General features: G+C 54.1%; 19 protein-coding genes. 10 read left to right on the top strand and 9 right to left on the bottom strand.

Annotation, left to right across the window (positions count from 1 at the left end; all coding sequences use genetic code 11):
- Window positions 1–99 precede the first annotated feature (99 nt).
- Window positions 100–1284: a nucleoside transporter C-terminal domain-containing protein gene (locus JOE25_RS24785; RefSeq protein WP_209640141.1), complete on the top strand. Its 1185-nt coding sequence runs from the start codon at window positions 100–102 to the stop codon at window positions 1282–1284.
- 32 nt (window positions 1285–1316) lie between these two features.
- Here the strand turns inward: JOE25_RS24785 and JOE25_RS24790 are convergent, their stop codons facing one another.
- Window positions 1317–1751 (bottom strand): DUF3574 domain-containing protein, encoded by a 435-nt coding sequence (locus tag JOE25_RS24790; RefSeq protein ID WP_209640144.1) that lies wholly within the window; start codon window positions 1749–1751, stop codon window positions 1317–1319.
- A gap of 296 nt (window positions 1752–2047) precedes the next feature.
- On the opposite strand from JOE25_RS24790, the gene JOE25_RS24795 reads away from it, so the two are divergent.
- Window positions 2048–2665 carry a trimeric intracellular cation channel family protein gene (locus JOE25_RS24795; RefSeq protein WP_209640147.1) on the top strand — a complete coding sequence of 206 codons (618 nt, stop codon included), beginning with the start codon at window positions 2048–2050 and terminating at the stop codon, window positions 2663–2665.
- A 6-nt stretch (window positions 2666–2671) separates the two neighbouring features.
- Here JOE25_RS24795 and JOE25_RS24800 read toward each other — a convergent pair whose 3' ends face one another.
- Complete coding sequence (locus tag JOE25_RS24800) at window positions 2672–3562, bottom strand: LysR family transcriptional regulator (RefSeq protein ID WP_209640150.1); 891 nt, start codon at window positions 3560–3562, stop codon at window positions 2672–2674.
- 116 nt (window positions 3563–3678) lie between these two features.
- Between JOE25_RS24800 and JOE25_RS24805 the strand changes: the two genes are divergently transcribed.
- A complete protein-coding gene (locus JOE25_RS24805; protein WP_209640153.1) occupies window positions 3679–5235 on the top strand; it encodes an MFS transporter in 1557 nt (518 codons plus the stop codon).
- 7 nt (window positions 5236–5242) lie between these two features.
- On the opposite strand, the gene ligB is transcribed toward JOE25_RS24805, so the two are convergent.
- Window positions 5243–6946 carry an NAD-dependent DNA ligase LigB gene (gene ligB / locus JOE25_RS24810; RefSeq protein WP_245210099.1) on the bottom strand — a complete coding sequence of 568 codons (1704 nt, stop codon included), beginning with the start codon at window positions 6944–6946 and terminating at the stop codon, window positions 5243–5245.
- A 284-nt stretch (window positions 6947–7230) separates the two neighbouring features.
- On the opposite strand from ligB, the gene gmk reads away from it, so the two are divergent.
- The 5 genes from gmk to recG are packed head-to-tail and all read left to right on the top strand — an operon-like array spanning window position 7231 to window position 13094.
- The gene (gmk, locus tag JOE25_RS24815) at window positions 7231–7854 is read left to right on the top strand and encodes a guanylate kinase (protein ID WP_041415115.1); all 624 of its coding nucleotides are present in this window, start codon (window positions 7231–7233) and stop codon (window positions 7852–7854) included.
- Between the two features lie 54 nt (window positions 7855–7908).
- Window positions 7909–8184 (top strand): DNA-directed RNA polymerase subunit omega, encoded by a 276-nt coding sequence (rpoZ, locus tag JOE25_RS24820; protein ID WP_004953385.1) that lies wholly within the window; start codon window positions 7909–7911, stop codon window positions 8182–8184.
- A 19-nt stretch (window positions 8185–8203) separates the two neighbouring features.
- The gene (gene spoT, locus JOE25_RS24825; RefSeq protein WP_209640156.1) at window positions 8204–10315 is read left to right on the top strand and encodes a bifunctional GTP diphosphokinase/guanosine-3',5'-bis pyrophosphate 3'-pyrophosphohydrolase; all 2112 of its coding nucleotides are present in this window, start codon (window positions 8204–8206) and stop codon (window positions 10313–10315) included.
- 5 nt (window positions 10316–10320) lie between these two features.
- On the top strand, window positions 10321–11016 hold the full coding sequence (gene trmH, locus JOE25_RS24830) for a tRNA (guanosine(18)-2'-O)-methyltransferase TrmH (RefSeq protein ID WP_209640160.1): 696 nt from the start codon (window positions 10321–10323) through the stop codon (window positions 11014–11016).
- Window positions 11013–13094, top strand: a complete 2082-nt coding sequence (gene recG, locus JOE25_RS24835) for an ATP-dependent DNA helicase RecG (RefSeq protein WP_209640163.1) — start codon at window positions 11013–11015, stop codon at window positions 13092–13094. The genes trmH and recG overlap by 4 nt, the downstream gene beginning before the upstream one ends.
- A 57-nt stretch (window positions 13095–13151) precedes the next feature.
- Here the strand turns inward: recG and gltS are convergent, their stop codons facing one another.
- Window positions 13152–14363 (bottom strand): sodium/glutamate symporter, encoded by a 1212-nt coding sequence (gltS, locus tag JOE25_RS24840; protein WP_209640167.1) that lies wholly within the window; start codon window positions 14361–14363, stop codon window positions 13152–13154.
- Window positions 14364–14605: 242 nt separating this feature from the next.
- Here gltS and JOE25_RS24845 point away from each other — a divergent pair, with 242 nt between their 5' ends.
- On the top strand, window positions 14606–16006 hold the full coding sequence (locus JOE25_RS24845) for a uracil-xanthine permease family protein (protein WP_209640170.1): 1401 nt from the start codon (window positions 14606–14608) through the stop codon (window positions 16004–16006).
- A gap of 128 nt (window positions 16007–16134) precedes the next feature.
- On the top strand, window positions 16135–17796 hold the full coding sequence (locus JOE25_RS24850; protein ID WP_209640173.1) for an AsmA family protein: 1662 nt from the start codon (window positions 16135–16137) through the stop codon (window positions 17794–17796).
- Between the two features lie 44 nt (window positions 17797–17840).
- Here the strand turns inward: JOE25_RS24850 and fabY are convergent, their stop codons facing one another.
- The 5 genes from fabY to typA form a co-directional block, all read right to left on the bottom strand.
- Window positions 17841–18788, bottom strand: coding sequence for a fatty acid biosynthesis protein FabY (fabY, locus tag JOE25_RS24855; RefSeq protein WP_209640176.1), 948 nt, complete (start codon window positions 18786–18788; stop codon window positions 17841–17843).
- 23 nt (window positions 18789–18811) lie between these two features.
- Window positions 18812–19249 (bottom strand): D-aminoacyl-tRNA deacylase, encoded by a 438-nt coding sequence (gene dtd / locus JOE25_RS24860; protein WP_209640179.1) that lies wholly within the window; start codon window positions 19247–19249, stop codon window positions 18812–18814.
- A complete protein-coding gene (locus JOE25_RS24865; RefSeq protein WP_209640182.1) occupies window positions 19246–20136 on the bottom strand; it encodes a virulence factor BrkB family protein in 891 nt (296 codons plus the stop codon). The genes dtd and JOE25_RS24865 overlap by 4 nt, the downstream gene beginning before the upstream one ends.
- Window positions 20137–20312: 176 nt before the next feature.
- Window positions 20313–20903, bottom strand: a complete 591-nt coding sequence (gene yihX, locus JOE25_RS24870) for a glucose-1-phosphatase (RefSeq protein WP_209640185.1) — start codon at window positions 20901–20903, stop codon at window positions 20313–20315.
- 164 nt (window positions 20904–21067) lie between these two features.
- Entirely contained in the window at window positions 21068–22891 is a 1824-nt protein-coding gene (gene typA, locus JOE25_RS24875; RefSeq protein ID WP_037421790.1) for a ribosome-dependent GTPase TypA, read from the bottom strand.
- Window positions 22892–23248: the final 357 nt, after the last annotated feature.

Here is a 23248-nt window from a genome sequence, read left to right on the forward strand (position 1 = left end):
GAAAGTATTTTATTCCAATTATCACCCAAGGTAATGAAAGGCGGGCCAAGCTGTGGCTAAATGTGTTTTTTCCTGCCCGTTTAGCCGTACGGACTCTTTATGCCACAAATTCTGCAATTTATTTTTGCCCTAGTGGTGATCATCGCCCTGGCGCTGCTGGTCAGCAACGACCGTAAAAAAATACGCCTGCGTTATATTATTCAGCTTCTGGTCATTGAAGGCGCACTCGCCTATTTCTTTCTGCATTCCGAAAGCGGTCTCGGCGTCATCAAGCACGTCGCTGGCTTCTTTGAAACACTGCTGACATATGCCGCGCAAGGCTCTGATTTTGTGTTTGGCGGTATGAGCAAAGACGGATTGGCATTTATCTTCCTTGGTGTTTTGTGCCCGATTATCTTTATTTCCGCGCTCATCGGTATTTTGCAGCATTTCCGCATTTTGCCGCTGATCATCCGCCTGGTCGGCACCTTGCTGTCCAAGGTTAACGGCATGGGCAAGCTGGAGTCGTTCAACGCCGTCAGCACGCTGGTGCTTGGGCAGTCGGAAAACTTTATCGCCTACAAAGGCATCATCGGTGATATTTCGCCACGCCGCATGTACACCATGGCAGCAACCGCCATGTCGACGGTATCCATGTCTATCGTGGGTGCCTATATGTCGATGATCGATGCGCAATATGTGGTCGCGGCACTGATCCTCAACATGTTCAGTACCTTTATTATTCTGTCGATCATCAACCCTTATCAGTTGGACGATGAACCTGAGCTAAAACTGAACAAGCTGCATGAGGATCAGAGCTTCTTCGAAATGCTGGGTGAATACATTTTAGCGGGCTTCAAGATCGCGATGATTATCGCTGCCATGCTGATTGGCTTTATTGCGCTTATTTCTGCGGTAAATGCTTTATTCTCCGCCGTGTTCGGCATCAGCTTCCAGCAAATTCTGGGCTACATATTCTACCCATTAGCTTGGCTGATCGGCATTCCAGCACCTGATGCGCTGCGTGCTGGCAGCATTATGGCGACGAAACTGGTAGCCAATGAATTTGTGGCAATGATCGAGCTGAAGAAAATTGCAGCGGAAATGTCACCGCGGGGCCTGGGTATCTTGTCGGTATTCCTGGTGTCCTTCGCCAACTTTGCTTCAATCGGCATTGTCGCCGGGGCGATCAAAGGGCTTAACGAGCGACAGGGCAACGTGGTGTCTCGTTTTGGTCTGAAGCTGGTTTACGGTTCAACGCTGGTTAGCCTGCTTTCAGCGGCCATCGCCGGGCTGGTGCTGTAAACAAACCTCCCGGCCTGCGGGCCGGGGGGCAATCAGAACGCTACACACACTGGCGCGTCCACGCGCATCACGGAATCCTGCGCAAACTGTTGCTTATAGCTGCTTCGCAGCGCCTCTATATTGGTTTCACTTTCATTACCCGACGCATGAATCAGCATCAGCGCTTTGCTGTTTTCACGTGCCAACTTGCCGTCATGACCCAACCATTGCCCTTTAGCGTCAAATACCGACAGCCCGTCTTTAAAGCGTGGCGTCACCTGCCGATCAACAAAACTCTGCCACTCTGCAGCACCAATCGCCGGCCCGGTCGGGCGATTCAGGCCGAAATAAAGCGTCGTCTGAGTCATGGGATCGCCCACACGGCAGCTCGCCACTTTTTGCGGCGCACTGTGCTGAACCGGAGCAACACAACCGTTCAAGAAGAAGAGCGTCGCTACGGCCGTCATTAGCAGGGGGGTTCTTTTCATTTTATCTTCATGTTCCTCATTATTGAGTATCATTAACCTGGAGATGCACCATCAGCACACCGCTGCGTGATCACATGCAAGAAGCATAGTTAGCAACAGAAACTAACGCGAAATACCTAATGCTTCTATGAATAAATAAAGCTGATTAAAGGCGATAAACCAGTAAAGTAAAACGCGAAAGGATTAATTAAAGTAATCCGAAATGTCATCAGTTAGAAAAACTCAGTAGCGACAGACCCCGCAGGCGATTACCCTTTCACCATGACACTCATTCCCGCCCATCCTGTGAATACCTTATGTTATTGAGCATTCTTTATATCATCGGCATCACTGCCGAAGCCATGACCGGCGCATTGGCTGCTGGCCGTCGTCAAATGGATATGTTTGGCGTAATCATTATCGCTTCGGCCACGGCAATCGGCGGCGGTTCAGTGCGCGATATGCTGCTCGGGCATTTCCCGCTGGGATGGGTAAAACATCCTGAATATATCGTTATCGTTGCGATTGCTGCGATTGTGACCACCTGGTTTGCACCGTTAATGCGGCACCTGCGTCGGTTGTTTCTGGTGCTGGATGCCGTTGGCCTGATTGTATTTTCAATCATCGGTGCGCAAGTTGCTCTGGATATGGGCCACGGCGCCATCATCGCGGCCATTGCCGCCGTGATCACCGGCGTATTCGGCGGTGTACTGCGTGATATGCTCTGCAACCGTATTCCGTTGGTATTCCAGAAAGAAATCTACGCCGGTATTTCCTTTGCCGCAGCCTGGCTATACATCGGCCTGCAACACTTGAGTCTGCCGCATAATATGGTGGTAATCATCACCCTGGTTGCTGGTCTCAGCGCCCGGTTGATCGCCCTGCGTTTTCGTCTAGGTCTGCCGGTATTTAATTATCAGCACCCGGACCATTAACCGGGTTCAGCGCAGCGGCAACATATGCTGTGCCAGGTAGTCGACGAAGACTCGAACCTTGGGCAGCATATGTCGGTTTGACGGCCATAGCGCGGAGAAAAACCCCTGTTCCTGCGTGTGTTGCTCCAACACGGGAACCAGCCGCCGTGCATCAACTGGCTGACATAGCGTAAAATCCGGCAGATAAGCGATGCCCAACCCTTCTTGGGCGGCATGAATCAGCGCTTCAATGCTGTTAAAACTCAGCGTCACCGGTATTCGAAGGGAAACAGGCTCACCCTCTGACAGGTTCCACGCCTGCAGTTGCTGGCCACCCGGGTAGCGGTAACGTAAGCAGGCATGGTTAAGCAAGTCTTCAGGCCTCTGGGGCATGCCACGGCGCTGGAAGTACTCCGGTGCCCCCGTCAGTATCAGCCGGAACGGCCCCAATCTGCGAGCCATCAGCCGAGAGTCCGCCAGCTCGCCACCGCGCACCGCCACATCAATGCCTTCAGCGATCAGATCTACTATCCGGTCATTAAAGTCCACATCCAACTCCACCTCGGGATAAAACGCGGTAAACTCAGAAAGCAGCGGCACCAGCATCCGATAGCCAACCGCCGGCATACTCACCCGCAGCTTGCCACGTGGCGCATCAGAGATCCTGGCCATTTCAGCCTCGGCATTTTCAATTTCACTAACAATGCGCTGGCAACGTTCAAAAAAAAGGGCGCCTTCGTCGGTCAAATTGATGCGACGGGTGCTGCGGTTAAACAACCTGACGCCCAATGACTCCTCCAGCCTGGCTACGCTTTTCCCTACCGCAGAAGCCGATACGCCTAACCGTTCACCAGCGGCAACAAAGCTGCGTAGCTCGGCAGCGCGAACAAACGCCAATAAACCGCTGAGGCTGTCCATAGAGGCTCCAATTAGAGAGTTATTGTCCTTAAAGAGTGGAATAAAGCCCCATTTTTAGCCAATTAAATCCACCCTATCATCCAACCCAGCCAACAATGCTTTAGCTGGAGCTAACCATGACTAAACCTCTGAGCCTTCCAGAGCCCCACCCAACGCTGCCTGCTCACCCCCAGCGCTGGATCATCCTGTTCTCCGTTTGCCTGGCGGGGTTAATCATGCCGATTAACTTTACCGGGCCGGCAGTTTCTCTACCTGCTATCGCCACCAGCCTGGGCGGCAGTGCAGTGGCCCTCAACTGGGTCACTAACGCCTTTATGCTAACTTTCGGCTGCAGTCTGATGATCGCCGGTGCGCTCGCCGATCGCTTTGGTCGTAAACGCATATTCGTCAGTGGCCTGGCGGTATTGACGCTGAGTTCACTGATCATGCTGGCGATTCGGGACATTATTGCCTTTGATCTGATCCGTGCCTTGCAAGGCTTTGCCGCAGCGGCAGCATTTGCCGGAGGAACTGCAGGCCTGGCGCAGGTGTTTGATGGCGCTGAACGTACCAAAGCCTTCAGCCTGCTGGGCACTACGTTTGGCGTCGGGCTGGCATTTGGCCCGGTGATGGCCGGTTTTTTGGTACAGCACTTTGGCTGGCACTCGATTTTTACCAGCGTGTCGTTACTCAGCGCCATCGCCCTGGCGACCGGCACACGCTATATGCATGAATCGCGCGATCCGGCGGCAGCCAAACTTGATTGGCCCGGCGCGGTGGCCTTCACCCTGGCTTTGACGCTGTTGACTTACGCCATCATTCAGGCTCCCGAAAGCGGCTGGAATAGCCATGGGATCATCGCGCTGTTTTGTAGCGCGCTACTTTCAATGCTGGCCTTTATTCTGATCGAACGCCGTGTGCGCAGACCGATGCTCGATCTGTCTTTATTCCGCTATCCACGCTTTGTCGGCGTGCAGTTTCTGGCCGCCGCCCCTGCCTATTCTTATGTTGTGCTGCTGGTTTTACTCCCGTTACGTTTTATTGGCGTCGAGGGTTACAGCCCCCTGGATACTGGCATCATTATGCTCGCACTCTCTGCGCCGCTATTAGTGTTACCGATGCTGGCTGGCTTACTAGCGCACCGCTTTTCCGCTGGCATCATTGCCAGTGTGGGCTTACTGATCTGCGCCTTCGGCCTGGTAGGGTTGGCTCAATATGCACCAGGGCAGCCATTTTATAGGCTGATCCTGCCGTTACTGATCATTGGTTGTGGCATCAGCCTGCCCTGGGGCCTGATGGATGGCCTGGCGGTCAGCGTGGTGCCGAAGGAACGCGCAGGCATGGCCACCGGTATTTTCAGCACCATTCGGGTCGCGGGCGAAGGCATCGCACTGGCCGTCGTGGGTGCCTTGCTGGCGACCTTGGTTGAACGGCATCTGCCAGTCATGCCACTGGCCGACACTGTCGCCGGGGCTCACCGGTTAGCGATGGGCGATCTGCCCCAGGCCGCGGCACTGCTGAAGATAGATGCTGTAGCGTTAAAGCAGAGCTACGAAGCTGCGTTTCATAGCTTGCTGTATATTCTGGCCCTGTTGGCAGCCATATCCGGGGGCATCGTTTTTGTTTTTCTACGCCATACCTCACCGTCCCCGCTGGCAACGTTGAAGTCCATTGCCGACGAACCTGCAGAGTAATGTCATATCACTGGATATTGGCAAAGCCCTCAATTTCTTGGGATGCCAACGTACCGATCAGATCCAGAACTGGCGGATGCTGGAAAAACTCGACAATTTGTTGTGCCCTTTTAGCGCCGATACCCGCTACTTTACGCCACGCATCAGGGGATATTTGCTGGGTCTGATGCCAATTTTTCAGCGTCATCGCTTGCTGCGGGGACAGCGGTGCACCTAAAGCAACCAGCCAACGTGCGAAAGACTGCTGCCGCGCCAGCTGAAATTGCCGGTGAATACTCTGTCCGCGCTTGTCGCCTATGCCGGGGGTCAACATCAGTTGCTCCTGCGTCAGCACCAACCAATCCAGCAGGTGTCGTACCAATCCCCGGCCAATCAGCGTCCGCCAGGTAGATTCACTGACGCCTCGAAGATTCAGCCCCTGCGGGCCACTTAACCACGCCAACCGGGCAAGAAATTGCTGACGGCAATCAGGCTGCCAGTTGAAACAACTCAACGGATGGTAACGTTCAGCGGATGGGGCACTGGGCACCGACCTATCCGTTCCCCGCCAGACCACGTTATTAAGATGCGGAATGCCGTGCCCCATCAGGCTGATCGTGACCTGATCGCCGGGTACAATCGCCAACTGCCGCCAACGGGGTAGGGAACCGAGGTTCACCCGTGTTACCCATTTATCGTCCATTCTGAGGGGCTCTAGCCTTAACACAACGGCAATTTTTCCGGTGCGGCCAATATTGAAATCAACGCCATTGACCCGCGCGACCTGCTGTGTCGGTGGATACTTCCAGGCGACGGCCCAACCACCGGGTTTCGCTTGCCAGTAACGGCCACTCGGTGAGCTAGCCTGATGAATCACCACACCATCGGTGACGAACGGCAACGCGGCTTGATACCAACGTGTGCGCCATTGTTGCACCTCGGCTAATGAGTTCACCGGCTGCGAGTAAGCCAGTGCCAGAGGAAAGCCCATTGCAGCAAGCTGTCCTAAACGCTGCGCCATGTCCTGCGGACCGTCTGGCCAAGCCCAGACAAACAGACCAATCTGCTGCAGTAGTGGCGAGAGCTTATTTTGCATCAGAGCTCCAGCGACCTTGGCCCGGGCGTTGAGACCACCACTGAGCTTTTGTTGGTGATCGTTCATCATCAGAAACAGCTCTCCCTGCAGCACCAGCGTCTGTGGGGCATTCTTAATGCTGGCAGGCACCGCCGGTATAGCCCGCACCTTTTCCAGCCAGTTTTCGCCTTTCAGTCCGTTTCCCCGGCTAATCGCCGACGTTAATTTTCCGTCACGATAAACCAGCGTGATAGCGACGCCGTCCACTTTTGGCTGAACCCAGAGATCGCGACGGCCATTTACCCACTGGGCCACAGCCGCAGAATCCGGCAGTTTGCGCAACCCGGTATGCGCAACGGGATGCGGGACCTTGCCCGGAACCAAAAGCGGAGTGAACTCATCTGCTGGCGCTGTCCCAGCACAACGTCGCCATATCTGCAGTTTGTTCTGCAGACCGTCATACACCTCATCTTCAATTAAACTGTTGCCCTGCTGGTGATACGCCACATCCCAACGCTCAAGCTGGTTTTTTAGCGTACTAATCTCCAGTTGCAGCCGCTCTGGCCGCCACGTTGGGCAGTTTTCCGCCCACAGGTCTCCACTGAATACCAATCCGCACAGCAGAGTCATTCCGATACGCCCGGCACCTTTGTACATTGTGCACCTCCCTGATAACCGGCAGTAAAACCACAACGTCAGGAGGCGGCAATGCCCAATCAGCCGTTCCACAAAGCAGCTCGAGAAAGATTTGGCACATTGCAGAAAACCGAAGAAATTTAGCGATACGCTGCGCAAACCTGCCGGTTTGAGGTTTTTTCAGCACAAAGAGACGGGCAAAATGCGAGCTAACGCTGCACCCGACGCGTTAGCCGTGTATACTGTGCGGAGAAAATACACATCCGCTGTTATTGGCATATCAACCGCTATCAACGAACATCATCATGGCTCAAGGCACGCTTTATATTGTCTCTGCCCCTAGCGGCGCAGGGAAATCAAGTCTGATTCAGGCTTTGTTAAAGACGCAACCGCTGTACGACACACAGGTTTCGGTTTCGCACACCACGCGCGACAGCCGCCCGGGTGAACAACATGGCGATCATTATTTCTTCGTCTCAAAAGAAGAATTCTGCCGAATGATTGAGCAGGATGCGTTTCTTGAGCACGCCGAAGTGTTCGGTAACTATTACGGTACGTCACGTGCGGCTATTGAACAGGTGCTGTCGACCGGCGTAGACGTTTTCCTGGACATAGACTGGCAAGGCGCACAGCAAATCCGCGCCAAAATGCCGCAAGCGCGCAGCATCTTTATTTTGCCGCCGTCAAAGGAAGAACTTGGTCGTCGCCTGCGTGGCCGCGGACAAGACTCTGATGAAGTGATCGCCAAGCGCATGGCGCAAGCTGTGGCAGAGATGACACACTACGCGGAGTATGATTATTTAATTGTGAACGATGATTTCGATCTGGCCCTGTCCGATCTGAAAACCATTATTCGCGCCGAACGCCTGCGTTTAGGCCGCCAATTACTGCGGCATGACGCTTTAATCAGCAAACTATTGGCAGACTGAAGACAGTTTCAGTATTATGCCCAGTCTTTTCGTCACCTGTGGAGTAGCACAAATATGGCACGCGTAACTGTTCAAGACGCTGTAGAGAAAATTGGTAACCGTTTTGACCTGGTGTTGGTCGCTGCTCGTCGGGCACGTCAAATCCAGACTGGCGGTAAAGATGCACTTGTTCCTGAAGAAAACGACAAGTACACCGTTATCGCACTGCGCGAAATCGAAGAAGGCCTGATCACCAGCCAGATCCTCGATGTTCGTGATCGTCAGGAACAGCAAGAGCAAGAAGCCGCTGAAATTCAAGCGGTTACCGCGATTGCTGAAGGTCGTCGTTAATTAGACTGCGAGTCTGCCTTTGTACCTGTTTGAAAGCCTGAATCTGCTGATTCAACGTTACTTGCCTGAGGAGCAGATTAAGCGCCTCAAACAGGCATACCTCGTTGCACGTGATGCTCACGAGGGACAGACACGCTCCAGCGGTGAGCCCTACATTACTCACCCGGTCGCCGTGGCCTGTATTCTGGCGGAAATGCGTCTCGATCATGAGACGCTGATGGCAGCCCTGCTGCACGACGTCATCGAAGACACCCCGGCCACCTATCAGGATATGGAACAGCTATTCGGCAAAAGCGTCGCCGAATTGGTTGAAGGCGTATCCAAGCTCGACAAACTGAAATTCCAGGATAAAAAAGAAGCTCAGGCGGAAAACTTCCGCAAGATGATCATGGCGATGGTGCAGGATATCCGCGTCGTGTTGATCAAGCTGGCCGACCGTACGCACAACATGCGCACCCTCGGTTCGCTACGCCCCGACAAACGGCGGCGTATCGCGCGTGAAACCCTGGAAATTTACAGCCCTCTGGCCCATCGTCTGGGTATTCACCACCTTAAAACCGAGCTGGAAGAGCTGGGCTTTGAAGCGTTGTACCCAAACCGCTACCGCGTCATCAAAGAAGTGGTGAAAGCCGCACGCGGTAACCGTAAAGAGATGATCCAGAAGATTCTCGCCGAGATCGAAGGCCGGTTGACCGAAGCCGGTATTCCTTGCCGCGTCAGCGGTCGGGAAAAACACCTGTATTCCATCTACCTCAAGATGCACCTGAAAGAACAGCGTTTCCATTCAATTATGGATATTTACGCGTTCCGTGTAATCGTGAAGGAAGTCGATACCTGCTACCGCGTACTGGGCCAGGCTCATAGCCTGTATAAACCCCGCCCGGGTCGGGTAAAAGACTATATTGCCATTCCCAAGGCCAACGGTTATCAATCGTTGCACACTTCATTGATCGGCCCACATGGTGTGCCGGTAGAGGTGCAGATCCGTACTGAAGATATGGATCAGATGGCCGAAATGGGGGTTGCCGCGCACTGGGCTTATAAAGAAAAAGAACAGGGCGAAACCGGCACGACGGCACAAATCCGTGCTCAGCGCTGGATGCAAAGCTTGCTGGAACTACAACAAAGTGCCGGCAGCTCGTTTGAATTTATCGAGAGCGTCAAATCCGATCTGTTCCCAGATGAGATTTACGTTTTCACCCCAGAGGGGCGCATCGTTGAATTGCCTGCAGGGGCCACACCGGTCGATTTCGCCTATGCGGTGCACACGGATATTGGCCATGCCTGTGTCGGTGCACGTGTCGATCGCCAGCCGTATCCGCTGTCGCAGTCACTGACCAGTGGCCAAACGGTCGAAATCATCACGGCTCCGGGTGCGCGACCAAACGCCGCCTGGCTCAACTTTGTTGTCAGCTCAAAAGCACGCGCCAAAATTCGCCAGATGTTGAAAAACCTCAAGCGCGACGACTCAGTCGGCCTCGGCCGTCGTTTGTTGAATCATGCACTGGGCGGCAGTCGCAAACTGGCAGAGATCCCACAAGAGAATATCCAACACGAGTTGGATCGCATGAAGCTGGCGACGCTGGACGATCTGCTGGCAGAAATTGGCCTGGGCAACGCCATGAGCGTTGTGGTAGCGAAAAACTTGCAGGGTGACCAGTCCAATCTGGGGTCATCCTCCGGGGTTCGTAACCTGGCGATCAAGGGTGCCGATGGCGTGCTGATCACCTTCGCAAAATGCTGTCGACCGATTCCGGGTGACCCGATCATTGCCCATGTCAGCCCAGGAAAAGGCTTGGTGATCCACCATGAATCCTGCCGGAATATCCGCGGCTACCAAAAAGAGCCTGAGAAATTCATGGCGGTAGAATGGGATAAAGACATCGAGCAAGAATTTATCGCCGAAATCAAAGTGGACATGTTTAACCATCAGGGCGCGCTGGCCAACCTGACGGCGGCCATCAATGCGGCTGAGTCCAATATTCAAAGCCTGAATACCGAAGAAAAAGACGGTCGGGTTTACAGCGCCTTTATCCGCTTGACCACCCGTAATCGTATTCATCTGGCAAATATTATGCGTAAAATCCGTATCATGCCGGATGTCATTAAAGTTAACCGTAACCGAAATTAGCGCCTATGAGCCCTGAACGCTATGCGCGGATTTGTGAAATGCTGGCTACCCGGCAGCCGGATCTGACGGTCTGCCTGGAACAGGTGCATAAACCGCATAACGTCTCCGCCATTATCCGCACCGCCGACGCCGTCGGCGTGCATCAGGTGCATGCAGTATGGCCAACCACACGCATGCGTACCCTGGTTTCCTCCGCAGCGGGCAGTAACAGCTGGGTTAATGTAAAAACCCATCGCACCATCGCCGACGCGGTGACCCACCTGAAAGCTCAAGGTATGCAAATTCTGGCGACTAACCTGTCAGATCGTGCCGTGGATTTCCGCGAGGTGGATTACACCCGCCCTACCTGTGTGTTATTGGGTCAGGAAAAAACCGGTATTACCGAAGAAGCCCTACAGCTTGCCGATCAGGACATCATTATCCCGATGATCGGTATGGTGCAATCACTCAACGTCTCCGTCGCCTCAGCACTGATCCTGTATGAAGCGCAACGCCAGCGACAAAATGCCGGTCTGTATCGCCGCGAGCACAGCATGCTCGATGAGGAAGAACAGCAGCGCCTGTTGTTTGAAGGTGGTTACCCGGTGCTGGCCAACGTGGCGAAACGTAAAAAACTGCCGCGCCCGCACATTGACGAACAAGGCCAAGTGATCGCCGATGCCGAATGGTGGGCAACCATGCAAGCCACGGTACGCAAATGAAAGGACGCCTGCTGGATGCTGTCCCACTCACCACACTTTCCGGGGTTGGTGCCAGCCAGGCGGGAAAACTGGCCAAAATTGGCCTGGAAACCATTCAGGATCTGCTGCTCCACCTGCCGCTACGCTACGAAGACCGCACCCGGCTTTATCCAATTAACGACCTGCAGCCGGGCATTTTTGCCACGGTAGAAGGCGAAGTTCTGCGTACTGACATCAGTTTTGGTCGTCGACGCATGCTAACTTGCCAGATCAGTGACGGCACCGGCTTGCTCACCATGCGCTTCTTTAACTTCAATGCGGCGATGAAAAATAGCCTGGCAACAGGCCGTCGCGTAACCGCCTATGGTGAAGTTAAACGCGGTAATCATGGCGCAGAAATTATCCACCCGGAATACCGTATTCAGGGGGAAAGCAGCGAGGTTGAGCTGCAAGAATCACTGACCCCGGTCTATCCAACCACCGAAGGCATACGGCAGGCCACGCTTCGCAAGCTGACCGATCAAGCGCTGGAATTGCTGGATACCTGTGCGATTACCGAGCTGCTGCCATCGGAGTTGAGCGGTGGCTTAATGAGCCTGCCGGAGGCGTTGCATACTCTGCACCGCCCACCGCCGGATATCCAATTGGCAGATTTGGAGCTGGGTAAACACCCCGCACAAAAACGCCTGATCATGGAAGAGCTGCTGGCACATAACCTCAGTATGCTGGCGGTACGCGCCGGTGCGCAAAGCTATCAGGCGCTCCCCCTGATGCCGGACGACCGGCTTAAAAAACAATTCCTCGCCCAACTGCCCTTTGCCCCCACCGGCGCGCAAGATCGCGTGGTGGCCGACATCGAGGCCGATTTGCAAAAAAGCTTCCCGATGATGCGGCTGGTGCAGGGCGACGTTGGCTCAGGCAAAACGCTGGTCGCGGCATTAGCGGCACTGCGCGCTATCGCCCACGGCAAGCAGGTGGCATTAATGGCACCTACCGAACTGCTGGCCGAACAACACGCCAACAACTTCCGCCAGTGGTTTGAACCCTTGGGATTAGAAGTCGGCTGGCTGGCGGGTAAGCAAAAAGGCAAGGCGCGCATCGCGCAACAAGAAGCGATTGCCAGCGGGCAGGTCTCCATGGTGGTTGGTACCCACGCCATCTTCCAGGAACAGGTACAATTTTCCGGCCTGGCGCTGGTGATCATCGATGAGCAGCATCGGTTTGGCGTACACCAGCGCTTAGCGCTGTGGGAGAAAGGCGAAGAGCAAGGTTTCCATGCCCACCAGTTGATCATGACTGCCACGCCAATCCCTCGCACGCTGGCGATGACGGCCTATGCCGATCTCGACACATCGGTCATAGACGAACTGCCACCGGGCAGAACGCCGGTCACGACCGTCGCCATTCCGGACACCCGGCGTGCCGATATCATTCAACGGGTAAAAAGCGCCTGTATGGAAGAAGGGCGGCAGGCGTACTGGGTTTGTACACTGATAGAAGAGTCTGAGCTGTTGGAAGCTCAGGCGGCGGAGGCCACGTGGGAAGAATTGAAAACCGCGCTGCCAGAGCTGAAAGTGGCGCTGGTGCACGGACGCATGAAAGCACAAGAGAAGCAGGCGGTAATGCAGGCCTTTAAACAAGGCGAACTGCAACTGTTGGTGGCTACGACGGTGATCGAGGTGGGTGTTGACGTGCCAAATGCCAGCCTGATGATCATCGAAAACCCAGAGCGGTTGGGGCTGGCGCAGTTGCATCAGTTACGTGGCCGTGTGGGCCGTGGCGCTGTGGCATCACACTGTGTTCTGTTGTACAAAACGCCGTTAAGCAAAACCGCTCAGCAGCGCCTGCAAGTACTGCGGGACAGCAATGACGGCTTTGTTATTGCCCAGCGCGATCTGGAAATTCGTGGGCCAGGCGAGCTCTTGGGCACACGCCAAACCGGCAGTGCAGAGTTTAAAGTGGCTGACTTACTGCGCGACCAGGCGATGATCCCGGAAGTACAACGCGTAGCCCGCCATATCCACCAACAGTACCCGGAACATGCCCGCGCGCTGGTTGAGCGCTGGTTACCTGAAAAAGCTCGCTACTCCAACGCCTGACATTCAGGCATAGAAAAGGCGCCCGCAGGCGCCTTTTTCGTTATGACGGCCGGTGAATCAGCCAATCGCCGGGAACACCGGCAACAGCAGATACAGTTTAATCACAATCGCGTTGGCGATATCAATAAAGAACGCCCCCACCATTGGCACCACCAGAAACGCCAGGTGCGATGGACCGAAGCGATCGGTAATCGCCTGCATATTGGCTATCGCCGTCGGCGTCGCACCCATACCAAAGCCACAGTGACCCGCAGCCAGTACCGCGGCATCGTAATTTTTACCCATCACCCGGTAGGTAACAAAGATTGCGTACAGTGCCATCACCAACGTCTGTACTGCCAGGATCGCCAGCATTGGCAGTGCCAACGAAGCCAATTCCCACAAGCGCAGACTCATCAACGCCATCGCCAGGAACAGCGACAGGCTAACGTTGCCCAGCACCGATACTGCACGCTCAAACACAGTATAGAAACCGGTGAAGGCCAGTGTGTTACTGAGGATCACACCAACAAACAGCACACAGACAAAGTTTGGCAGTTCAAACACCGTGCCACTCAATAAGCCGGAAATAAACTGACCCAGGCTCAAACAGATGGCAATCATCGCGATGGTTTCAATCATGACCAGCGAGGTAATCAAACGGCCGCTTTCCGGTTTTTCAAAACCGCTTGGCTGAACGCTGTCATCCGGAGACCCTTCCGGTGTAGAAGAGTGCTTCACCAGATAACGCGCCACAGGACCGCCGATCAGGCCGCCCAAAACCAACCCGAAGGTGGCGCAGGCCATCGCAACTTCCGTGGCATTTTCAAAGCCGTAACGCTCAATGAACAGCTTGCTCCAGGCCGCCCCGGTGCCGTGGCCGCCGGACAGGGTAATGGAACCGGCGATCAGACCCATCAACGGGTCCAGACCCAGCATTTTTGCCATGCCGATGCCGATCGCGTTCTGCACCAACAGCAAGCCCAGCACGACAAACAGAAATACCATCAATGCCTTACCGCCCGCGCGCAGCCGCGCCAGGTTGGCATTGAGACCAATAGTGGCAAAGAAGGCCAGCATCAAAGGGTCTTTCAGCGACATATCGAAGCTGATTTCCCAGTTAGCGAATTTTTTCAGGGCTAATAACAGGATAGCCACCAGCAAGCCACCGGCGACAGGTGCGGGAATGGTGTATTTTCTTAACAGAGGGATGCTTGTGACGCATTTGCCCCCAAGGAGCAAAACCAATGTTGCCGCGACTAACGTGCCATAAGTATCAAGATGAAACATCCAGGTACTCCATGTAAGGGAAAAGATCCAATTAATAAATAATAAGTTATAGAAAACCGCTTAGTTTTTAAAACTTGATGAGTGCAGGATTAGAAGTAAAAAACGCTGATAACACAAGAAAAAATGAACGAAAATGCGACATAACCGCCGATAATGCTAACAGAATAGTAACGCGCAACCGTTTGCTTTTGCGGGGTAAATCATTAAAATGCCTGCTTTGCCGTTTCCGGAAATGCCACATCATGACCATGCCATCCGCCGAGCTCGATGCAGAGCAAAAAGCCTCCTCAACGCCGCGCAATAGCGAACTCATTTATCGCCTGGAAGACCGACCGCCATTGCCGCAAACCCTGTTTGCCGCTGGTCAGCACCTGCTGGCGATGTTTGTTGCGGTAATCACCCCTGCTCTGTTGATCTGCCAGGCATTAGGTCTACCGGCACAAGACACCCAGCACATCATCAGCATGTCCTTGTTCGCTTCCGGTTTGGCTTCCATCCTACAAATTAAAACCTGGGGACCGGTCGGTTCTGGCTTGCTCTCGATTCAAGGCACCAGCTTTAACTTCGTTTCACCGCTGATTATGGGTGGGCTGGCATTGAAAAACGGGGGGGCCGATGTCCCTACAATGATGGCGGCACTGTTCGGCACACTGATGGTCGCCTCCTGCACCGAAATCCTGTTATCGCGCGTGCTGCATCTGGCGCGTCGCATCATCACCCCGCTGGTTTCTGGCATTGTGGTGATGATTATCGGTTTGTCGCTGATCCAGGTTGGGCTAACCTCCATCGGTGGCGGCTATGCCGCGATGAATGATCACAGCTTTGGCGCGCCAAAAAACCTGATGTTGGCCGGGGCCGTACTCTTGGTCATTATTCTGCTTAACCGCCAGCGTAACCCCTACCTTCGCGTCGCCTCGTTGGTGATCGCCATGGCGGTCGGTTACCTTTTGGCTTGGGTCATGGGGATGTTGCCAGACACTCAGCCGGCCACCGAGACAGCCGCAATTATCATCCCAACGCCGCTGTATTACGGTTTGGGCTTTGACTGGAACCTGCTGCTACCGCTGATGCTGATCTTTATGGTCACGTCATTGGAAACCATCGGGGATATCACCGCGACCTCTGACGTATCGGAACAACCGGTGAGCGGCCCGCTGTATATGAAGCGCCTGAAGGGTGGCGTGCTCGCCAATGGCCTGAACTCCATGCTGTCCGCAGTATTCAATACGTTCCCCAACTCGTGCTTTGGTCAGAACAATGGCGTGATCCAACTGACGGGTGTTGCCAGTCGCTATGTGGGTTTTGTGGTGGCATTGATGCTGATCGCGCTGGGCTTGTTCCCGGCGGTGGCCGGTTTCGTGCAACACATTCCTGAGCCGGTACTGGGCGGTGCGACCCTCGTGATGTTCGGCACCATTGCCGCATCGGGTGTGCGCATCGTGTCGCGTGAACGACTGAACCGCCGCGCGATCATGATCATGGCACTCTCCCTGGCCGTTGGCATGGGCGTTTCTCAGCAACCGCTGATCTTACAGTTCGCACCGGATTGGCTGAAAACCCTGCTCTCTTCAGGCATTGCCGCTGGCGGTATTACCGCTATCGTGCTGAACCTGTTATTCCCGCACGAACACGAAAAGCAATAATCGCCACATTGCTTATCAAACGGCCGCTTGCGGCCGTTTTTTATTGCCTATCAGACCATTGCACTTGAGATGCCCGGCTAATTACGGCATAAACAGGGTATCTTTTTTGACCGACGCGGATGTAGACGATGAAATTTATCGGGAAACTGTTGCTGACGTTGCTACTGCTGGTAGTGCTTGCCATTGCGTTGCTGTACGTCATCGGGCAAACCCGCTGGGCTGCCAGCTGGTTAAGCCGCTGGGTCAGCGATCACAGCGAATATCGCCTCTCGGTGACGAAGCTCTCCCACTCATGGAACCAACCGGGCCAAATCAGCCTGGAAGACGTTCAGTTGGCGAAAAAGAATGGACCACAAGCGCTGGTCGCCAAACGTCTGGATCTCGGTCTCAGCCTGCGCCAAATTACCGAGCCCCGTTATTTCCATAGCGTCACGTTGCGCGACGGTACGCTTAACCTCCAACAGCAAGATGCAGCATTGCCACTACGGGCCGATGTATTGCAACTGAGCAATATGGCGCTGCAATCCAACGATGAAACCTGGCAGCTCAACGCGCAACAAGTCAATGCTGGCATCACACCATGGCAACCCAAAGCGGGCCACCCATTGGGTGAAGATAATCAGTTCCAGTTCAGTGCGGGCTCAATGACACTCAACGGCATCCCCGCCTCAAAAGTCTTGGTGCAGGGCGAACTTAAACAGAATCAGTTGCAGCTAAGCGACTTCGGTGCCGATCTGGCGCAAGGTGATTTGACGGGGGTAGCCACTCGGGGTGCCGACGGCAGTTGGCAGGTGGAACGACTGCGTCTGAGCGGCGTGCGTTTACAGACGCCACTCACGCTGGAGCAGTTCTGGCAGCGCTTCACCGCCATGCCGCCAATCACACTTAAACGTTTTGATTTGATCGATGCGCGACTGGAAGGAAAAGAGTGGGCATTCAACGATCTCGACCTGTCGCTGCAAAACGTCACCTTCCAACAAGGCGACTGGAGCAGCCCGGACGGCTCGCTCAACTTCAACGCCAGTGACCTGATCAACGGTGGCGTCCACCTGATTGATCCGATCATGAATATGCGACTCTCACCCGCTGGCATCGCTATTCAGCAGTTCACCACCCGCTGGGAAGGCGGGCTGTTGCGCACCTCCGGCAATTGGCTGCGTACCAACAACCGTCTGCAACTGGATGAAGTGGCTGTCGCCGCACTGGAGTACACCTTACCGAGTAACTGGCGTGCACTGTGGTTGCAACCGCTGCCACACTGGTTGGCAGAGGTATACGTCAGTAAGTTGACCACCAACCGCAATCTGATCATCGATATCAACCCTGCCTTCCCATTCCAGGTAACCGCACTGGACGGTTACGGCAGCAATCTGCTGTTGGCACGCGACCACCAATGGGGCATCTGGTCCGGTACACTCAACCTGAACGGCAGTGAAGCCACCTTCAATAAGATCGACGTTCGCCGTCCATCACTGGCTCTGAACGCCAATGACGGGCAGATCAACGTTACCGATCTCAGCGCTTTTATGCCGCAGGGGCTACTGGAAGCCAAAGCCACCATAGAACAGCTGCCGGGCAAACCCTTTGCGCTATCGCTGAATGGGCGTTCAGTACCGGTAAATACTCTGCAGCAATGGGGATGGCAACCTGTTCCACTGGAGGGTGACGGTAATCTGCAACTACAGTTGAAAGGCTTGTTGAACAGCGATGGACCGTTTAAGGCTTCATTGCAGGGCCATTTGCAAGCTACCGCCCGCGACGGCCAGACGGTTAACCAGCAACTGCCTTAATGGTTGATTGGCCCTCTCTGGGTTGCGTTGAGAGGGCCACAATATCAATTATCTATTGCCTCACATCCCCCCTGATCCAGGGGCACTTCGGGTTCGGCAGGCAATACCATGTAAGTACCCTCAAACACCGCACCTCGGTCATCGTCACCAAACAGATGAACTTCCGCCTGTACGCGCGCACGACGACCGCGTGCCAAACGCGCCAGATCACCGCTCAATGAGCTAAGGTCCGCCACCGCTCGCGGTCGGCCGGTGATAGGTTTGCTGTAACGGATATGAGCATCCGCCAGAATAATGGTGCCACCCAGATGGCGTTCACGCAGTAACAACCAGATCAGCCCCCAGGCCGTCAGCGTAGCAAGGGAAAACAGGCTGCCGGCAAACAGCGTATGGTGCGGGTTCTGGTTGCCAATCTCTGGCATGGTGGTGACAAAACGCTGGCCAGTATATTGACTGATGCGCACCCCCATCTTCTCGCTAAGCGGAATATGATCGTACCAGGCTTGCTGCAACTGGCCGCACCAATCCGGGCGATGCAAAATATCGTCCAGCGTCGCCACGGGTTTAATCATCAGAAAGTGGCGAATCGGCGTGGTTTGCGGTGCGGTAATCTCACCCTGATTAACAAAGCCAAGTTTGGCAAAGAAATCCACCGCGTCCTCACGGGCGCTACAGACCACACGCTTCACGCTTTCCTGACGCGCAACCGACTCCAGGGTCATGGCCACCAGCGTCCCCAAGCCTTTGTCCTGCACCGTGGGATCGACAGCCAGAAAACGAATGGCTGCCTCATTATCGGCGTTGATATACAACCGCCCGATAGCGACAATTTTACCGCCTTCGTCCACCACCATTTGGTGATGCGCCATGGCGTCATAGGCATCCTTTTCCGACCCCACCGGCTGGTGCAGCGGCTTGCGCAGCATTTCCCAGCGGAACTGGTAATAATCCTTCAGTTCTTGTTCTGTTACCGGTACTCGTAGGTGATACATAGACGCCTTCTCTCCCAACACTCTTAGACTTGAAGCCAAAACGTCACCGGCCCGTCATTCACCAGCGCGACTTTCATGTCGGCCGCAAATTCACCGGTTTGGGTTTCTATACCGCGCTCACGGCACTGGCCAACAAAATATTGGTATAACCGATCGGCTTCCTGCGGTACCGCACCGCGTGAGAAGCTCGGACGCATGCCCTTTTGCGTGTCCGCCACCAACGTGAACTGCGACACGACCAACAGGCTACCTCCTGCCTGTTGGACATTGAGATTCATCTTGTCGTTCTCATCGCCAAAGATGCGGTACCCCAACACACGTTCACACAGGCGCACGGCTTTCTGTTCGTTATCATCCTGCTCCACGCCCAATAACACTAACAAACCGGGGCCTATGTTGCCTACCGTCTGTCCATCGACCGTAACGCTGGCATTTAACACCCGTTGAATTAACGCAATCATAACTGCCCTTCTGGTGGCTGATCCTGTTGTTCCGCCTTCTGTTGGCGGTAGTCGCGGTATTCCCCTATTGTCACTGTGATTTCCGCGCCAAGTAACACGATACACCAGCTCCAGTAGACCCACAGGAATAAAATGGGGATCACGGCCAGCACGCCATAGATCAACTGATAAGACGGGAACATGGTGACATACAGGGCAAACCCCTTTTTGCCCAACTCAAACAGCAGCCCCGCGACCAGCGCGCCAATCAGCGCATCTTTAGGTGGCACGCGTACCGTCGGCACGATGCAATACAGCAGCCAGAACGATATCCACGACAGGATCAACGGGAAAATACGCAGCACCTGATCCACCAGGCTGTTGACCCCGGTCTGCGCCAACCAGTTGAGTGACAACAGATAAGAACTGATGGCCATGCTGGCGCCAACCAACAGTGGCCCCAGGGTTAGCACCATCCAATACACAGCAAAGGAGAAGACTATCGGCCGCTGGTTCTTGCTGCGCCAGATGGTGTTCAGCACGCTGTCTACCGAGGAAATCAGCAACAATGCAGTGACAATCAGCCCACAGGTACCGACGGCCGTCATCTTGTTGGAATTGGCGACAAACTGCTCCAAATAACTTTGAATGATATTGCCGGCAGCGGGCATAAAGTTAGAGAAGATAAAGCTTTTCAGTTGGACGCTAATGTCAGAGAACATCGGGAACGCGGCAAACAGCGCGAACACCACCGTCACAAGGGGTACCAGTGACAACAAAGAGACGTAAGCCAAGTGACCCGCCAGCATGGTAAGTCCATCACTGTCGACCCGTTTAATCAACAACCGCCCAAAGGTGACGCTAGGTTTGATCGCAGAAGGCAGCTTCTTACGGCGGAAAAATGACATGGGTACCCCTTGATGTCAGTTTTTTTACCCGATGGGTTTCAAGTTGCAGCCAGGCAGCAAGCGTAGGGATCCCCAGAGCCTTACCTTAATAAGTCACCGGGGTAAGTACGTGCAGCAAACAACGCTGCGGCTTGAAAGACGACAGGCATATACGCCTTAAGCTTAACGCTTCGTGGTCATTGGGCAAAATACGCAGGCACCACGTCACGATCGGTAACGTGTACGACCTTAATCCCTAGCGCTTCAGCCGCTGCCACATTCGCCTCCACGTCATCAAAAAATACGGCCTGATCGGGTGCAGTATTTTCTGCGTTGAGTACATGCAGATAGATGTTGGCATCCGGTTTACGCATGCCGATGTCCTGCGACAAGTACAGATGATCGGCAGCTTCAGCAACCTGAGGGTAGTGCTGTGGCCAATAGTTGCAGTGCAAACGGTTGGTATTTGACAAGACGACGACCCGATGGCCTTCACTGCGCAGGCGCTTCATGATGTCGATCACTTCCGGGCGCAGTGCAACAAACACCGCCTGCCAACCGGTAGCAAATTGTTCAAAACTGAGGGCGATACCCATTTCATCACTCAGCCGTTCAGCAAAGTCTTCGTCGCTGATCTCACCACGCTCATGCTGTTGGAACAGTTCACCCATAGTGAAACGCTCAGACAATACGGCCAGCGGCGTACCACTTAAATTGCTCCATACACCCAGTACACGTTTGAAATCGATATCGACGATCACATTACCTAAATCAAAGATATACAGCATAGTCCTCTCCTGATGGGCCGGTGAGATTTTACTGTAGCGGGAAAAACAGAGGCTGAATAGAGAGCAGGAGGAAAAGCGTATAGCACGCGGCAGAAATGAGAAAAGACAGAGGAAAAAACTCAGGGCGCTGGACGCGCCCTAAGTGTTGCAGACTAAATCAGCGATTAAGCGTCTTTAGGACCGCGGCTTGCACGTTTACGATCGTTTTCCGTCAGGTGACGCTTACGGATACGGATCGAGGTTGGCGTCACTTCTACCAGTTCGTCATCATCGATGAACTCCAGAGCTTGCTCCAGGGTCATCTTGATAGCTGGGACCAGGGTAGTTGCTTCGTCAGTACCAGAAGCACGCATGTTGGTCAGCTTCTTACCGGTCAAGCAGTTCACTGTCAGGTCGTTAGAACGTGAGTGAATACCGATGATCTGGCCTTCATACACTTCCGCACCGTGGCCCAGGAACAACTTGCCGCGATCTTGCAGACCAAACAGGGCGAATGCTACCGCTTTGCCTTGGCCGTTAGAGATCAGCACGCCGTTCTGGCGCTGGCCAACTTCACCCGGACGCACATCGTCGTAGTGGCTGAAGGTGGAGTACAGCAGACCGGTACCAGAGGTCATGGTCATGAACTCGTTACGGAAGCCAATCAAGCCACGGCTTGGGATCACGTAGTCGAGACGCACACGGCCTTTACCGTCTGGATCCATGTTTTTCAGGTCAGCTTTACGCTCACCCATGGCTTGCATGACTGAACCCTGGTGCTGTTCTTCGATGTCCAAGGTCACGTTCTCAAACGGCTCTTGTTTACGACCATCGATTTCACGGAAGATAACTTTCGGACGGGATACCGCCAGTTCGAAACCTTCACGACGCATGTTTTCGATCAGAACCGACAGGTGAAGTTCACCACGGCCAGATACGCGGAATGCGTCAGCATCTTCAGTTTCTTCAACACGCAACGCAACGTTGTGCACCAATTCCTTGTTCAGACGCTCAAGGATTTGACGTGAAGTCACGAACTTACCTTCTTTACCGCAGAAAGGTGAGGTGTTGACGTTGAAGAACATGGTTACGGTTGGCTCATCGACAGACAGCGCTGGCAGTGCTTCCACTGCAGAGGTGTCACAGATGGTGTCGGAAATGTTCAGCTCGCCCAGACCGGTGATAGCGATGATGTCGCCCGCTTCAGCCAGGGTCGACTCGATACGCTCCAGACCCATGTGGCCCAGCACTTTGCCCACTTTACCGCTGCGAGTTTTACCTTCGCTATCGATGATAGTGACCTGCTGGTTTGGCTTCACTTTACCGCGCTTGATACGGCCGATGCCGATCACGCCCAGGTAGTTGTTGTAGTCCAGCTGAGAGATCTGCATCTGGAACGGTGCTTCGAGCTCAACCTGCGGTGCAGACACGTGGTCCACGATCGCTTGATACAGCGGGGTCATGTCTTCCGCCATCTCATTGTGGTCAGTACCCGCGATCCCCATCAGTGCAGAAGCATAGATGATTGGGAAGTCGAGCTGCTCGTCGGTCGCGTCGAGGTTAACGAACAGGTCGAAGACCTGATCAACAACCCAATCAGGACGTGCGCCTGGACGGTCAACCTTGTTGATTACCACGATCGGCTTCAGACCATTAGCAAACGCTTTTTTGGTCACAAAGCGGGTTTGCGGCATTGGGCCATCCATTGCGTCCACAACCAGCAGCACCGAGTCAACCATTGACATCACACGCTCAACCTCACCGCCGAAGTCGGCGTGTCCTGGGGTATCCACGATGTTGATGCGGTAGTCTTTCCAATTAATGGCGGTGTTTTTTGCGAGGATGGTAATCCCACGCTCTTTCTCCAAATCGTTGGAGTCCATTACGCGTTCGGTGGCTTCTACACGCTCTCCGAAAGTACCGGATTGTTGCAGCAGCTTATCAACCAGGGTGGTTTTACCATGGTCAACGTGGGCAATAATGGCGATGTTACGCAAATTTTCGATCACAGCTTTGCCTCAGGCATTAGAAATAGCGCGCTATTGTACACGTATTAAGCGAGGGACTAAACAAGATCACAACAGTCTCTTATAAACAACTGTGTACAGGTCAGTATGTGATCCCTTTCACGGTGCAAAAAGCATCATCTGGTGCACTTTTGCACCATTACAGTGCCCCACCTCGCACTGATTGCACCATTTAAGTGCAATATGTCACTAATGGTGCATACTCATTCTGTGCAAAACCCGCACAGAAAGGCGTTTAACACGCTTTCGCAAAGTTGGCACAGTTTTCGCTTTAGTCTTTTCAAGGCAAAAAAAGCCAGTTTCACAGATTCGTTCCACGACGACGACAATGATAAATCC

It is taken from the genome of Serratia sp. PL17, from assembly GCF_017832355.1.
Classification (GTDB): domain Bacteria; phylum Pseudomonadota; class Gammaproteobacteria; order Enterobacterales; family Enterobacteriaceae; genus Serratia.

Bases quoted from the DNA above. Each gene is read 5' to 3' on its own strand.
- JOE25_RS24785 (WP_209640141.1), top strand. From the start codon at position 100: ATGCCACAAATTCTGCAATTTATTTTTGCCCTAGTGGTGATCATCGCC.
- JOE25_RS24790 (WP_209640144.1), bottom strand. From the start codon at position 1,751: ATGAAAAGAACCCCCCTGCTAATGACGGCCGTAGCGACGCTCTTCTTC.
- JOE25_RS24795 (WP_209640147.1), top strand. From the start codon at position 2,048: ATGTTATTGAGCATTCTTTATATCATCGGCATCACTGCCGAAGCCATG.
- JOE25_RS24800 (WP_209640150.1), bottom strand. From the start codon at position 3,562: ATGGACAGCCTCAGCGGTTTATTGGCGTTTGTTCGCGCTGCCGAGCTA.
- JOE25_RS24805 (WP_209640153.1), top strand. From the start codon at position 3,679: ATGACTAAACCTCTGAGCCTTCCAGAGCCCCACCCAACGCTGCCTGCT.
- ligB (WP_245210099.1), bottom strand. From the start codon at position 6,946: ATGTACAAAGGTGCCGGGCGTATCGGAATGACTCTGCTGTGCGGATTG.
- gmk (WP_041415115.1), top strand. From the start codon at position 7,231: ATGGCTCAAGGCACGCTTTATATTGTCTCTGCCCCTAGCGGCGCAGGG.
- rpoZ (WP_004953385.1), top strand. From the start codon at position 7,909: ATGGCACGCGTAACTGTTCAAGACGCTGTAGAGAAAATTGGTAACCGT.
- trmH (WP_209640160.1), top strand. From the start codon at position 10,321: ATGAGCCCTGAACGCTATGCGCGGATTTGTGAAATGCTGGCTACCCGG.
- recG (WP_209640163.1), top strand. From the start codon at position 11,013: ATGAAAGGACGCCTGCTGGATGCTGTCCCACTCACCACACTTTCCGGG.
- gltS (WP_209640167.1), bottom strand. From the start codon at position 14,363: ATGTTTCATCTTGATACTTATGGCACGTTAGTCGCGGCAACATTGGTT.
- JOE25_RS24845 (WP_209640170.1), top strand. From the start codon at position 14,606: ATGACCATGCCATCCGCCGAGCTCGATGCAGAGCAAAAAGCCTCCTCA.
- JOE25_RS24850 (WP_209640173.1), top strand. From the start codon at position 16,135: ATGAAATTTATCGGGAAACTGTTGCTGACGTTGCTACTGCTGGTAGTG.
- fabY (WP_209640176.1), bottom strand. From the start codon at position 18,788: ATGTATCACCTACGAGTACCGGTAACAGAACAAGAACTGAAGGATTAT.
- dtd (WP_209640179.1), bottom strand. From the start codon at position 19,249: ATGATTGCGTTAATTCAACGGGTGTTAAATGCCAGCGTTACGGTCGAT.
- JOE25_RS24865 (WP_209640182.1), bottom strand. From the start codon at position 20,136: ATGTCATTTTTCCGCCGTAAGAAGCTGCCTTCTGCGATCAAACCTAGC.
- yihX (WP_209640185.1), bottom strand. From the start codon at position 20,903: ATGCTGTATATCTTTGATTTAGGTAATGTGATCGTCGATATCGATTTC.